The 12,977-nt window shown below is 66.4% G+C and carries 10 protein-coding genes and 4 tRNA genes; 7 read left to right on the top strand and 7 right to left on the bottom strand.

Annotation, left to right across the window (positions count from 1 at the left end):
• Positions 1-61: 61 nt before the first annotated feature.
• Positions 62-604 carry a YceI family protein gene (locus BLW75_RS01580; protein ID WP_034307837.1) on the top strand — a complete coding sequence of 181 codons (543 nt, stop codon included), beginning with the start codon at positions 62-64 and terminating at the stop codon, positions 602-604.
• Positions 605-691: 87 nt separating this feature from the next.
• Here the strand turns inward: BLW75_RS01580 and BLW75_RS01575 are convergent, their stop codons facing one another.
• From BLW75_RS01575 to BLW75_RS01555, 5 genes are all read right to left on the bottom strand, one after another.
• Positions 692-1,228 (bottom strand): HIT family protein, encoded by a 537-nt coding sequence (locus BLW75_RS01575; RefSeq protein ID WP_034307839.1) that lies wholly within the window; start codon positions 1,226-1,228, stop codon positions 692-694.
• A complete protein-coding gene (gene thrS / locus BLW75_RS01570) occupies positions 1,225-3,243 on the bottom strand; it encodes a threonine--tRNA ligase (RefSeq protein WP_034307843.1) in 2,019 nt (672 codons plus the stop codon). The genes BLW75_RS01575 and thrS overlap by 4 nt, the downstream gene beginning before the upstream one ends.
• Positions 3,244-3,423: 180 nt before the next feature.
• Positions 3,424-4,038: a malonic semialdehyde reductase gene (locus BLW75_RS01565; RefSeq protein ID WP_034307845.1), complete on the bottom strand. Its 615-nt coding sequence runs from the start codon at positions 4,036-4,038 to the stop codon at positions 3,424-3,426.
• Between the two features lie 108 nt (positions 4,039-4,146).
• A complete protein-coding gene (locus BLW75_RS01560) occupies positions 4,147-5,673 on the bottom strand; it encodes a sugar transferase (protein ID WP_034307848.1) in 1,527 nt (508 codons plus the stop codon).
• A gap of 892 nt (positions 5,674-6,565) precedes the next feature.
• Positions 6,566-6,637 (bottom strand) — tRNA-Val (locus BLW75_RS01555).
• A gap of 400 nt (positions 6,638-7,037) precedes the next feature.
• On the opposite strand from BLW75_RS01555, the gene BLW75_RS01550 reads away from it, so the two are divergent.
• From BLW75_RS01550 to BLW75_RS01535, 4 genes are all read left to right on the top strand, one after another.
• Positions 7,038-7,463, top strand: coding sequence for an SsgA family sporulation/cell division regulator (locus BLW75_RS01550; protein ID WP_005159130.1), 426 nt, complete (start codon positions 7,038-7,040; stop codon positions 7,461-7,463).
• Between the two features lie 137 nt (positions 7,464-7,600).
• Positions 7,601-7,673 (top strand) — tRNA-Gly (locus BLW75_RS01545).
• A gap of 25 nt (positions 7,674-7,698) precedes the next feature.
• Positions 7,699-7,769 (top strand) — tRNA-Cys (locus BLW75_RS01540).
• 1 nt (position 7,770) lies between these two features.
• Positions 7,771-7,845: transfer RNA gene (locus BLW75_RS01535), tRNA-Val, on the top strand.
• Between the two features lie 149 nt (positions 7,846-7,994).
• Here the strand turns inward: BLW75_RS01535 and BLW75_RS01530 are convergent.
• Positions 7,995-8,732, bottom strand: coding sequence for an integrase (locus BLW75_RS01530; RefSeq protein WP_241783383.1), 738 nt, complete (start codon positions 8,730-8,732; stop codon positions 7,995-7,997).
• A gap of 42 nt (positions 8,733-8,774) precedes the next feature.
• On the opposite strand from BLW75_RS01530, the gene BLW75_RS01525 reads away from it, so the two are divergent.
• Both BLW75_RS01525 and BLW75_RS01520 read left to right on the top strand, forming a co-directional pair.
• Positions 8,775-9,356 carry an RICIN domain-containing protein gene (locus tag BLW75_RS01525; RefSeq protein ID WP_158005366.1) on the top strand — a complete coding sequence of 194 codons (582 nt, stop codon included), beginning with the start codon at positions 8,775-8,777 and terminating at the stop codon, positions 9,354-9,356.
• 190 nt (positions 9,357-9,546) lie between these two features.
• A complete protein-coding gene (locus BLW75_RS01520) occupies positions 9,547-10,611 on the top strand; it encodes a DUF6348 family protein (RefSeq protein ID WP_034307853.1) in 1,065 nt (354 codons plus the stop codon).
• Positions 10,612-11,534: 923 nt separating this feature from the next.
• On the opposite strand, the gene BLW75_RS01515 is transcribed toward BLW75_RS01520, so the two are convergent.
• Positions 11,535-12,908 (bottom strand): pyridoxal phosphate-dependent decarboxylase family protein, encoded by a 1,374-nt coding sequence (locus tag BLW75_RS01515; protein WP_034307855.1) that lies wholly within the window; start codon positions 12,906-12,908, stop codon positions 11,535-11,537.
• Positions 12,909-12,977 lie beyond the last annotated feature (69 nt).

The raw sequence follows: 12,977 nt of genomic DNA, 5'->3' as shown, positions 1-12,977 counted from the left end.
AGCGCTCAACCAGACGAGGGTTCACCAGGACCGCACTCAGACTTTTTGGAGATCGACTCTCATGACCACCACCGAGATCCCGGGCTACGTCGCAGGCAAGTGGACGATCGACACCGCCCACTCCGACATCGCCTACACCGTGAAGCACCTCGGCCTGGCGAAGTCCCGGGGCAACTTCACCGCCTTCACCGGTGAGGTCGTCACCGCCGACAACATTCTCGACTCGTCGGTCACCGTCGAGATCGACGCCTCGTCGGTCGCCAGCGGCGTCGACGGGCGCGACACGCACCTCAAGTCCGAGGACTTCTTCCACGTCGACGAGCACCCGGTCATCACCTTCCGCTCGACCGGTATCCGCGAGGACGGCGGCGACTACGTCATCGACGGTGAGCTCACCTGGCGCGGCAAGACCGTCCCGGTCTCGCTCGAGGCCGAGTTCAACGGCATCGGCACCAACCCGGCCAACGACAACGCCACCACCCTCGGCGTCTCGGCCACCGCGACCGTGAACCGCCGCGACTTCGGCATCGGCCCGGAGGGCAACGCCTTCCTGTCCGAGAAGGTCAAGATCGACATCGAGCTTCAGGCCGCTCTCAACGCCTGAGCCGGTCGCTCGAAGTACATGAAGGCCCCCTTCCTTGCGCCTGGCGCAAGGAAGGGGGCCTTCATGTACTTCCCGTCTGTCCGAGAATTACCAGGCGTCCGCCAGCAACTGCCGGGTCTCCCCCAGCAATTGCGGCAGCACCTTCGTATGCCCGATCACCGGCATGAAGTTCGCGTCGCCGCCCCACCTCGGCACCACGTGCTGATGCAGGTGCGCGGCGATCCCCGCGCCGGCGATCACGCCCTGGTTCATCCCGATGTTGAACCCGTGCGCCGACGAAACCTCCCGGATCACCCGCATCGCGTGCTGGGTGAACTCCGCCACCTCGACGGTCTCTTCCGCCGTCAGATCCGTGTAGTCCGCGACATGGCGGTACGGCACGGCCATCAGGTGACCGGGGTTGTACGGGTACAGGTTCAGCACCACGTACACGGTCTTCCCGCGCGCGATGATCAGCGCGTCCTCGTCGCTCTTGCCGGGAAGATGGCAGAACGGGCAGTCCTCGTCGGGCTTCTTCGACCCTTGCACGTAGGCGAGCCGGTGCGGGGTCCACAGGCGCTGCAACGCGTCCGGGACCCCCACACCGTCCTGTCCGACGACTTCAGGGCCATCGGGGCCCGTCACCGGAGTACCGCCTCCAAGCCCGCCACGGTCGGCGAAGCGTTCTCGCGGCGCTGGACCCAGCCGGCGATCGCCTCGACCGCGTCGGCCACCGGGACACCGTTGATCTGGCCGCCGTCGCGGAACCGGAACGACACCGCGCCCGCCTCGACGTCTTTCGCGCCCGCCAGGAGCATGAAGGGCACCTTCTGCGTGGTGTGAGTGCGGATCTTCTTCTGCATCCGGTCGTCGCTCGCGTCGACGTCGACCCGGATCCCCTTGGCCCGCAGCGCCTTCTCGACCCCGCGCAGGTGCTCGACCTGGTCCTCGGTGATCGGGATGCCGACCACCTGGACGGGCGAAAGCCACGCCGGGAACGCGCCCGCGTAGTGCTCGGTCAGCACGCCGAAGAACCGCTCGATCGAACCGAACAGCGCGCGGTGGATCATCACCGGGCGCTGACGGCTGCCGTCGCCCGCGGTGTACTCCAGCTCGAACTTCTCGGGCAGCATGAAGTCCAGCTGGATGGTCGACATCTGCCAGGTGCGGCCCAGCGCGTCCTTCGCCTGCACGGAGATCTTCGGCCCGTAGAACGCGGCGCCACCCGGATCCGGCACCAGTTCCAGCCCGGAGTCCACGGCGGCGGTGCGCAGCACCTCGGTCGCCTCGGCCCAGACCTCTTCGGAACCGATGTACTTCTCGTCGTTCCGAGTGGACAGTTCGAGGTAGAAGTCGTCGAGACCGTAGTCGCGCAACAGGTTCAGCACGAAGTCCAAAAGGGACTTCAGCTCACCGGGCACCTGCTCGAGGGTGCAGAAGATGTGCGCGTCGTCCTGCGTCATGCCGCGCACGCGGGTCAGGCCGTGGATCACGCCGGACTTCTCGTAGCGGTACACGGAGCCGAACTCGAACATCCGCAGCGGCAGTTCCCGGTAGGAACGCCCGCGCGAACGGAAGATCAGGTCGTGGAACGGGCAGTTCATCGGCTTGAGGTAGTAGTCCTGGCCGGGTTTGCGGACCGAACCGTCCTCGTTGTGCTCGGCGTCGAGGTGCATCGCCGGGTACATGCCGTCGCGGTACCAGTCGAGGTGACCGGAGGTCTCGAACAGCGCGCCCTTGGTGATGTGCGGCGAGTAGACGAAGTCGTACCCGGCCTCGACGTGCCGCTGGCGCGAGTAGTTCTCCATCTCCTGCCGGATGATCCCGCCCTTGGGGTGGAACACCGGAAGCCCCGAGCCGATCTCATCGGGGAAGGAGAACAGGTCCAGCTCGACCCCGAGCTTGCGGTGGTCACGCCGCTCGGCCTCGGCCAGGCGCTCCAGGTAGACGTCCTGCGCCTCGGCGGATTCCCAAGCGGTGCCGTAGATCCGCTGCAGCTGCGGGTTCTTGTCGTCACCGCGCCAGTACGCGGCGGCGACGCGGGTGAGCTTGAACGCCGGAATGAACTTGGTGGTCGGCACGTGCGGGCCACGGCAGAGGTCGCTCCACACACGTTCCTTGGTGCGCGGGTCGAGGTTGTCGTAGATGGTCAGCTCGCCGCCGCCGACCTCCATCACCTCGGAGGTGTCCACATCGGACTTGATGTCCACGAGCTCCAGCTTGAACGGCTCGTCGGCCAGTTCCTTCTTCGCCTCGTCGACCGAGTCGAAGACGCGGCGGGAGAACTGCTGCGCGCCCTTGACGATCTGCTTCATGCGCTTTTCGAGCGCCTGCAGGTCTTCCGGGGTGAACGGGGTGTCGACGGCGAAGTCGTAGTAGAAGCCGTCCTTGACCGGCGGCCCGATGCCGAGCTTGGCCTGCGGGAACTGCTGCTGCACGGCTTGGGCGAGCACGTGGGCGGCCGAGTGGCGGATGACGCTGCGTCCGTCTTCGGTGTTCGCCGCGACGGCTTCGACCTCGACCTCGGACTCCGGGGCCCAGGAAAGGTCGCGGAGGTTCCCCTCGGCGTCGCGCACGACGACGATCGTGTCCGACCCCTTGGTCGGCAGCCCTGCTTCGCGGACCGCGGTGCCCGCCGTAGTGCCGGCCGGTACCACCACGCGAGGGGCGGCTGCGGCTGCTACTGACGACGGCTGGGACACGATGGACTCCTCGCGATGCAAGCGGATGTTTCGTGTGATGTTAGTCGTCACCCGTCGCACGGCTCACGCGCATTACCCCTAACAGCACGAAGGCCTCCTTCCCATCGGAAGAAGGCCTTCGCGTACCGCGGAACGAGGTCAGACGGTCTCGACGACCTCGTCGAAGTCCAGCCGCGGCAGGCGGTCGAACCAGGGGTTGTCGCCCGGCTTGCCGACGTTGATCACGACGAGGGACTTCCACGGCTTGTCCGCGAAGAACTCCTTGTCGATGCCCTCGGCGTCGAAGCCGGTCATCGGGCCGGCGGCCAGCCCGGCGGCGCGGACACCGATGATGAAGTAGCCGACCTGCAGCAGGGCGTTGAGCTTGGCGGTCTCGACCCGGCCCGCCTCGTCGGCGAACAGGTCCTTGGCGCCCGGGAAGTGCGGGAACGTGCGCGGCAGGTGCTCGTGGAACTCGGTGTCGGCGGCTAGCACGACGGTCACGGGCGCGGCCTCGGTCTTGGCGCGGTTGCCCTCGGACATCAGCGGGGCGAGCCGCTTCTTGCCCTCTTCGGTGCGGATCACCAGCGCGCGCAGCGGCTGGTTGTTCATCGACGTCGGGGCCCATTTGACCAGCTCGTAGATCGCACGGATCTGCTCGTCGGTCACCGGCTCGTCGCTGAAGCTGTTCGCGGTACGGGCCTCGCGGAACAACAGGTCCTGAACGTCCTGCGGGAGGTTCAAGGCTTCGGTCGGCTCAACGCTGGTGGTCATGGGTGGATCTTCCTTCCGTACGCGTCCTGTACCCGTCCCAACCTAGTTGAGCGCTGAACTATTTCTCGCTCAACTATCTCTGGGTGTGGGTCCGGTCACAGGAAAGCGTCAGTAGGCGCCTCGTCCCTGCACCACGGCGCGGAAGGTCTTCCAGAGGATCACCAGGTCGAGGGCGAGCGACCAGTCCTCGACGTAACGCAGGTCGAGGCGGATGCTCTCGGCCCAGCTGAGGTCGCTGCGGCCGCTGACCTGCCACAGCCCGGTCAGCCCCGGCTTGACCAGGAGACGGCGGCGCGCGTCGGGGGCGTACTTCGCGGTCTCCTCGGGCAGCGGCGGCCGGGGGCCGACGAGCGACATCCGCCCGCTCACGACGTTGAACAGCTGCGGCAACTCGTCGAGGGAGTACCGGCGAAGGAGGCCGCCGACCCGAGTGATCCTCGGGTCCTTGCGCATCTTGAACAACGGGCCCGCGCCTTCGTTGTCCGCCTGGAGGTCCTGCTTGAGCTTGTCGGCGTTCGTGACCATCGTGCGGAACTTCAGCATCGTGAAGGCGTGACCGTCGCGGCCGACGCGACGCTGCCGGTAGATCACCGGGCCGCGGTCGTCGAGCTTGATCGCGACCGCGACCGCCAGCAGCAAGGGGGAAACGAGGGTGAGGAGCAGGGCGGAACCGAACCGGTCGAGCGCCTCCTTCACCAGACGGCGGCCGCCGGTGAACATCGGCGCGGTGACCCGAAGCAGGGGCATGCCGAGCACGCCGGAGACGTTCAACCTGGGACCGGCGACCTCCATCAGCATCGGCGCGACCACCATCTCGGCCGAAGTGCCTTCGAGGTCCCAGGCGAGCCGCTGCAGCCGTTTCGGATTCCAGTGCTGATCGGCGGTCACGGCGACCACCCGGTAGCCGCCGCGGCGGACGTGGCCCGCGAGATCGTCGAGCTTCCCGACGATCGGGACGCCTTCCACCTCACCGCTCCCCCGTTCCGCACCGGCACCGGAATACGTGCAGACGGCTTCCACGCGCCACCCGACATGCGGATCGGCCTTGGTACGCGCGATGAGGTCGGCGACCGTGTCGGGACTTCCCGCCGCGAGCACCGGCAGCAGGCATTCACCGAGCCGCCTGCGCCGGTGCAGCACCTGTCTCAGCGCGTACCGCTGCAGGAACATGAAGACGGAGATCATCGGGACGACGATGAACACCCACGGCTGCACGGCGAGCGCACCGAAGAGCAGACCGCCCAACGCGACAAGGACGGCGGTGGTCACCAGGCCACGCCCCAGCGTCCGGTACTCCTCCGCCCCCTCTCCCAGCACACGCGGGCTCCAGGCTCGGCAGACCGACAGTCCGAACAGGAAGGCCGCGGCGGTACCGAGCGCGTGCATGTCGTGCGGATCGGATCGATCGATCAAGAAGGCGCTCATCACGATGAGCGCGAAAGCGGTGAAAACGTCACTACCGATGACCCATGCGCGGTAGCGCGATTCCCAAGCCGCGTAAGGCGGCCGCGCCGAAGTCGTGCCGACCGCGGCGGCGCTGCCCGTACCCCGTTGCGGGGGAAGCGGGATCGACTGAAGGTCGATGTGCTGCGGCGTCCCGTTGACGGTGGACGACGGCCGCACCGACTCTTCCATCAGACCTCCCGGAGTGGGGATTCCCGAACGCCGGATCGACACGCTGAGTAAATGAGAGTGATTTCGAAGAGTGATCGATTCTCACGCATTCTCAGCGGCCGATGGGGCGACACACGCCAAGGTATCGGCCACTCTCCGGCCATCGTTACAAGGATTTCCAGCCACACCCTGGGCGAGCATCCGGCAAATGAATGCCGTGTTGATAACAACATGATGACGATGCGTAATAGACCGTATCCGCCGAACAACTACTCAAAGTAGTCATGAATTCCCTTGCTTCGCGGCCACTCGGAGCATCGCCTCCCCGATCGGCCGAACGGCCCCCAAAACTCCACAGTGGACGGTTCCCGCAAGTCGATCGACGGCCGGTCCACTGTGGATTTCACGCACTCGGAGGACGACCGCCGCCCTGGCGCGCTCACCGCAAGCCGACCTACCTTGTCAATCGGTCACCGGAGTGGCGTTTCGTCACATCACGTCAGCATCACGACGAGCGCCGCCACCGGAGACGGAGGGCGAGCCGGCCTCCCATGACCCGCATCACCTTTCCCGTGGTCTGAACCTTTCGGCGGTCGTTCCGTGCCGAGGATCACAAAGAAGTCTCGATCGTCGAGTCATACGACATTTTCGTGACGTGACGCGGGATGCCCGACGAGTGTCCACTCCGGCCGGAACGATGGGCTTCGTGGATCTTCGAACCGTGACGGCCCCACGACCCGCGGCCACACCGGGAAATTCGGCCGCGCCGCCGGTGCCGCCCGGCACGGCAGAAGTACCGCCCCCACATAACCCGCGTCCGACCTGGGGATCGAATGCCCCCGGACAGCTCACGGCGGACACGGCCCGAGAATGAATCAAGGCCCCGGACCATCGGTCCAGGGCCTTCATCCGGTGGGCGATACTGGGATCGAACCAGTGACCTCTTCGGTGTGAACGAAGCGCTCTCCCGCTGAGCTAATCGCCCGCTCGCGGTGTCCGGCAGACTCTACCCCACGACTTTAGGGGGCCTGCAAACGGGTGGTTCCACCCGACCACACTCCGCTCACCAGCAAATACGGAGCGAACAACCACGAGCTAGCCGGGGCTTTCCCGGCCGGGGGGCGCCCGCGACGCGTTTCGACATTCGTGCGACGGTGCTATCGCGTGACGACTAAACCGCGCAGTATGTACATGTGGACTGCCTGCAGGGCGCATGTAGGGCTGCGCGTCGCGCGGGTGATGATGGGGTGACGGAGGATGAACCCGGGGTCCGATGACCCCGTCCGGGTGATCTGCGGCAAAACCGCGTTCCGATCGGCCGGCCGATACGTCACATCATCGCCACTCGGTTCGACCGGGCCGGGAAGGAGACGAAGGGTAGGACGATGCGCAACGATCACGTGACGCTCCGCTCGACGGCGGTGTTCGACCTCCTGGCGCCGCGGACCCCCGCGGTTCCGGTCAAGGTGGAACTGCGATACGACACACGCGACCCCTACGCGGTCGTGGCCGCCTTCCGTACCGGCCGCGCCGGCTGGGTCGAGTGGGTCTACGCGCGCGACCTCCTCGCGGACGGCCTCCTGGCCGACGCGGGCGACGGCGACGTACGCATCCGCCCCTCCGTCGAAGACCCCGAGTCCGTCCTCATCGAACTGAACTCGCCGTCCGGGCACGCCATGTTCGAGGCGTCCGCTCAGGAGCTGGCCGACTTCCTCGACCGGACGTACGACGTCGTGCTCCCCGGCAACGAGCACCTCTGGGTCGACGTCGACGATGCCCTGACCCACCTGATCCCCAACGATCTGGCCTGATTACGGGCTTGCGAACAGCAAGTGGCACCCCCGGTTGCAGGGCCGTTTTCGGGATCGGATAGTGTTCACACACACCACGGCGACGGGGTGAGAGACAGAACCGCGAGGTTCTGACCTCCCATCCGAACCGAGGATGTGCGGATGTAGCGCAGCTGGTAGCGCATCACCTTGCCAAGGTGAGGGTCGCGGGTTCGAATCCCGTCATCCGCTCGGAAGGCCCTCTCGGGCCTGACACGGTGGAGTGGCCGAGAGGCGAGGCAACGGCCTGCAAAGCCGTGTACACGGGTTCGAATCCCGTCTCCACCTCGCGCGATTAGCTCAGCGGGAGAGCGCTTCCCTGACACGGAAGAGGTCACTGGTTCAATCCCAGTATCGCGCACCATCTGTTTTCGCAGGTCAGAAGCCCTGCTCCTCCTCGGAGGGGCGGGGCTTCAGTCGTTCAATGGGGGCAGCCTCGGGGCCGTCTCCAGCTGCACGTCACGGAAAGTGGTGTGCAGGTGCGGGAATCGCTCCCCTAGTTTCGCCCGCTCACTAGGGGTGAGCGCGACCAGCGAACCCGATCCACCGGGTCTCCAGCGCTTGCAGAATCTGACGGCGCATCAGCGGAGTCACATGGTCGTAGACCTCGCGATGCCTTTCATCTTTTGACCCAAACGTGCTCTGCGGGCGACTTCGGGGATACCGTTGTCGGCGAGCCAAGTGCTGTGACTGGGCCGCACCTCGTGGAAGGTGAAGGTCGGGCAGGATCGGCTGCACCACTTCCACCGACCGCGTGTGCTCCGCATCGCTGCCGTCCCAGACCGGGCGCCAGTACCGGTCACGGAAGTTCGACCGCCGCAACGGCGCACCTTCGGCACTGCAGAGCACGAACGGGAAGCTGTGGCTGTCCATCAGCTCCTCATAAAAGACCGCGATGCTCGGCGGCAGCTCAACGCTTCGGGTTCCCGCCCGGGTCTTGGTCCGGCCCTTCTTCGCCCGACCGCCCTGTCGCCGCGGTGTCACCGGGTGAGTCGGTCGCGGCCCGAGATCAGCGAGCCGCGTGGTGTCGACCCGGCGGCCACCCTTGAACAGACGTCCACCGATCTCCTTGAGCGGCTCACGGTTCTGGATCGCCCGCGCTTCGCTGTCGTACTCGTGCCGCTGCTGACCCCAGGCTTCAGCCGCCTTCTCGGTGTTGAAACCCGACCTGCTCCCCCACGTCCTATCAGGACGTTTAAACCGAGCACGCCAGCCCGGCGGATCACCGTCGGTTGGTTGAGCGTAGGCCACGACGGATACCTCCCTTCTCTGATGACGGTCCCGGCTTGTTCCGTGTACGGCAACATCCGCAGCAAATGGGACTCCCTCGGCTACCCCACCGCCGACGAACTCCTCCTACCCAAGGGACGCCGCAACTTCTTCCAGAACGGGCGGATCGACTGGAGCAACGAGAGCGGCAGCACCATCGATTACAAGACCGTCACCATGACACCCGGTTCGATCGAACTCAAGAACGCCAACGGTGGACGGTGCATCCAGGTCGCCGGCGTCGGCCAGGACGCACTACGCGACGGCGCAGGCACCGAGCTCTGGGACTGCGTTGCCGGCGCCAAACAGGTCTGGAAACTCACCCCGCTCGGCGACAACAAATACAACCTCAAGAACCAGAACTCCGGCAAATGCCTCGACCTTGCACCCAACTACAACAACGGAACCCCGATCACCCAATACACCTGCCACAGTGGCGTTAACCAGCACTGGGAATTCACCACCGTCGCCAACGGCACACTCGCCCTCCGCAGCGTCTACTCCGCCAAGATCGCCGAAGCTCTCGGTAACGGCACCGCCAACGCCACGCCTACAGCACAGTGGGCCGACCTCGGCAACCTAACCAACGCTGGGCCAGCATCCTGATCAACACCACCCCTTAACCCCACTAGGGTGTTGGCTCCACGACTGTGTAGCCAACACCCGCCTCCCGTGCCGATGCCGAACAGCAGCCCCAGCCACGTTCCCGGCTGGGGCTGATCAGGCACGTCACGATGCTGCTCCAGCCGGTACGGGTTCCGCGTGACGACCGTTGCTGTTCCTCTAGACTTCCGCGGTGATCGCATCATGGGGGCTCGATGGCGCGCTCGAAGTCGGGATCGCCGCGTTCTGCGCGGGCGAAGAACCGCCGAGCGACGATGTTTTCTGGGAACGGCTGACCGGCGCGGGAGTCGAGCCGTGGCTGGCCGAGCGGCTGCTGGTCTTCCTGCCGATGGCCTACGTCCGGCGGCTGCTGCCGGACGTCACGTATCCGGAAGCTGTGCGCGACTCCCGAGGGCAGGTTCTCCTTGCGCAGGAGCCGGTGTTCGTGGCGGCGTTCGATCGCGCGCAGTACGCGAGCCGTGCGGAATTCGAGCGGATCGCGTTCCGCAGCAGCACGTTCGCCGTGATCAACGAGGCGCTGAACTCCGGATCGCAGCTCGCGGACCTGGAACTCGCCGAACCTGTGCTGTTCAAGGACCTGGAACCGGCCGCCGAGGGCGACGGCGGTGTGCCTTCACCGCAAGCAATCTTCGAGGCTTTCCTCCGCGAGCACGGCATCCCACTGGGCGAGGACGCTCGTGTCGACACGAACCTCGTCGTGCACCCCGCTCCGGAAGGCGTGGTGATGGCTCAGATCGACTTCGCCGTGTCACATCCCGCGCTGGCCGAGCCGTGGCTCGTCGAGAGCTTCGCCGGGCACGGCCCCACGTGGCGCGAGGCGATCGGCCGCGCGGTGAACATGTTCAGCCGCGGCGCGTTGCATCCCCTCATCGAGGGGTTGCTGCTGCCCAGTGCCGCGGCCGATCAGGTCCAGCGCGAGCGGTACGAGCATCCGGCTGGGGCGTTCGAGCTGGTGCTGGGCGCGCAGATCACCATGTTCTCCGAGACCGTGCCGTCCGTCGAGCCGCTGCTCGACCGGGTGCTGGAAGCGTTGCGCGCGGAAGAGCTCAGCCGGAAGGTGCACGGGCTCCGGTTGTTCGTCGCGCACAACGACGGTGTGCTGCTGAACAGCGAAGTCCTCTTGGACAGCCGACCGTGGTCCGGCGGTGAGGCTGTGGTGGCAGCACACCCGGCGCTGCTCGCCGAAGGACGGGTCGCGACGCGGGTGTTCGGACTGCTTGTGCCCCTCGACTCCTAGTGCGCCGGACGGGTTGGTCGTGAGGATACCGGCGGGGCCGGGGCCTTGCTGGGCCACGCCACGTCCCTCCAGAGTACTAATGCTGAGTCCAGCAAATAGTAGAGGACGGCGTCGTGCAATGTGCGGCGTTTCCAGCTCGGTCAGTCTGTGTCGATGATTCCACAGCACTGTTTGATCCGTTGTGGGAACAATGGCCCTCCCAGGTCGGACGATACGACCTCTCGAACTGCGGCAGATGTCGCCGTTTCGCACAGTGGTTCTGGGAAGTGATCAGCTGCCAGTGCTGGTTCGAGTATTCCCGTGACGGCCTCTGGGATCGTCTGAAGGTGGTCGAACAGGCTCGGCACCGAACTCTGACGATGCACCACAGCGCCAAGACATCGAGCTCCACGGTATTCCCTTCCAGTGTCCTGATCGCCCGAAAGACGCTGTAGGTGTTGACGAAGAGCTTCATAGCTCGTGGGTTGTCGCCGAGCAGGGGCGCGAACTTCCGAAGCGCGTGCTCGGTCCGTGCCCGCATGCCCGGGTGGTACAACGCTCTGGCCGCGTCGCCGACCACTAACGATAGATCGACGGTCACAGGTGACGATCCTAGTGTCGGGAACCGGCTCTGTCCCCTCGATGGTCGTCGGGCAACAGCGGGCCCCGGTATTTCGGACGGAGCCGGTACAAGGCCCAGGGGGTCCCACGTCGTTCGCGACGTTGCCCCGAATCGACGACTGAGTACCCCACGGGATCCGGCTGCGCACGGAGGACACGGTTCGCGAATCGTGCTTCGCACGCTGCGAACAAGCCCGTCATCTTCACGTTCCAGACCGCTCGCGTCAGCGATCAACTCCTCGCCCCGGGCCACCTCGACGCCTCAGCCCACACGGCTGTGGCGTCGAGTTCTGATTGCCGGTCGGTGTCGAGCCGAAAGCCGATCAGTGCGCCGCTGCCGCCCGGAGGATCGCCGCGGCCGAGCGCTCGACGTCGGACTCGGTGGTCGACCAGTTGGAGACCGAGATTCGCAGGTAACGACTACCGCGCCAGGTGGTGCCGCCCAGCCAGCAGGTGCCGTCTCGTTGGACCGCGTCGATGATCGCGTCGGTGCGGTCATCGTCGCCGAACCCGACGAGCACCTGGTTCAGGACGACGTCGTTGGCGATCTCGGCACCACCTTCGGCGAGGATGGTGGCGAACAGCCGCGCAAGCCTGCAGCATCGGTCGACGAGGTCTGCCACACCGTCGCGCCCCAACTCCCGCAAGGCCGCCCACACCGCGAACACACGTGCGCGACGCGATGCCTCGAGCGTGAGGTCGCCCATTCGGGAGAGCTCGGCAGAGCCGGCAAGGTAGGGAGCGCGGTAGGCGATGGTCTCGGCGTGCAGCGCCGGGTGAGCACAGAACGCGAACCCGGAGTCGTAGGGGACGTTCAGCCACTTATGTCCGTCGCACGCCCAGGAGTCGGCCAGCTCCAGGCCGTCGACCAGCGCCGCTGTCGCGGGGTTGGCGCCGGCCCAGAGTCCGAAGGCACCGTCGATGTGGACCCAGGCACCGTGACCCTTCGCGAGTGTGCAGGCGGCGCGCAGGTCGTCGCAGGCACCGGTGTTCACGTTCCCCGCCTGCAGGCAGACGATCGTGGGGCCACCCTCGCCCGCGGCCAGCACCCTGGCCAGATCTTCGACGTCGATCGCGCCCTGCGGACCTGCGGCCACCACCTCGATAGCCCGGGTTCCGATACCCAGCAACCTCAGCGAGCGGTCGATGGTCGCGTGCCGCTCGGCGCTTGCGACAACCCGGAGCGCGGGCGCCCCAGCCAGACCGTCCCGTTCGACATCCCACCCGGCTTGAGCGAGGACGTGGTGACGAGCCACCGCCAGCCCGACCGTGTTGGCCGCCTGGCCCCCGGTGACGAATCCAGTCGACGCGGTGGCCGGAATGCCCAGGAGATCCCTGAGCCACCTGCCGGCGACGTCCTCCGCGGCGGCCGCTGCCGGTGACAGAGCGGGATTGAAGCTGTTCTGGTCCCATCCCGCTGCCAGGAAGTCCGCCGCGACCGCGGACCTCAAGGCCCCGCCGATGACCAACCCGAAGAACCGCGGACCCGCCGTGGCCACGAGCCCTTCCTCGGCGATGCGGGCGAGTTCCTCGATGACGGCTTCCGGAGGGCTGGGCTCCCGGGGAAGTTCTTCGCCGAAGGCCTGCCGTAAGACCGCGAGGTCGACAAGCTGCGCGACAGGCCGGTCACCAAGACCGGCCACATACTCGGCAGCCAGCTCCGCGGCCCGCGTGAAGAGAGAGTGCTCCTCGTGCATGAACGTCCTTCCCACACTGCAACGGCCACCTCGTTGTCAGGCTCTCACAGACCTGAATGGCGCGGTGGA

It is taken from the genome of Amycolatopsis lurida (assembly GCF_900105055.1).
GTDB lineage: Bacteria > Actinomycetota > Actinomycetes > Mycobacteriales > Pseudonocardiaceae > Amycolatopsis > Amycolatopsis lurida.
The sequence above is the reverse complement of the archived record's forward strand: the minus strand, read 5'-3'. Positions and strand labels throughout refer to the sequence as shown.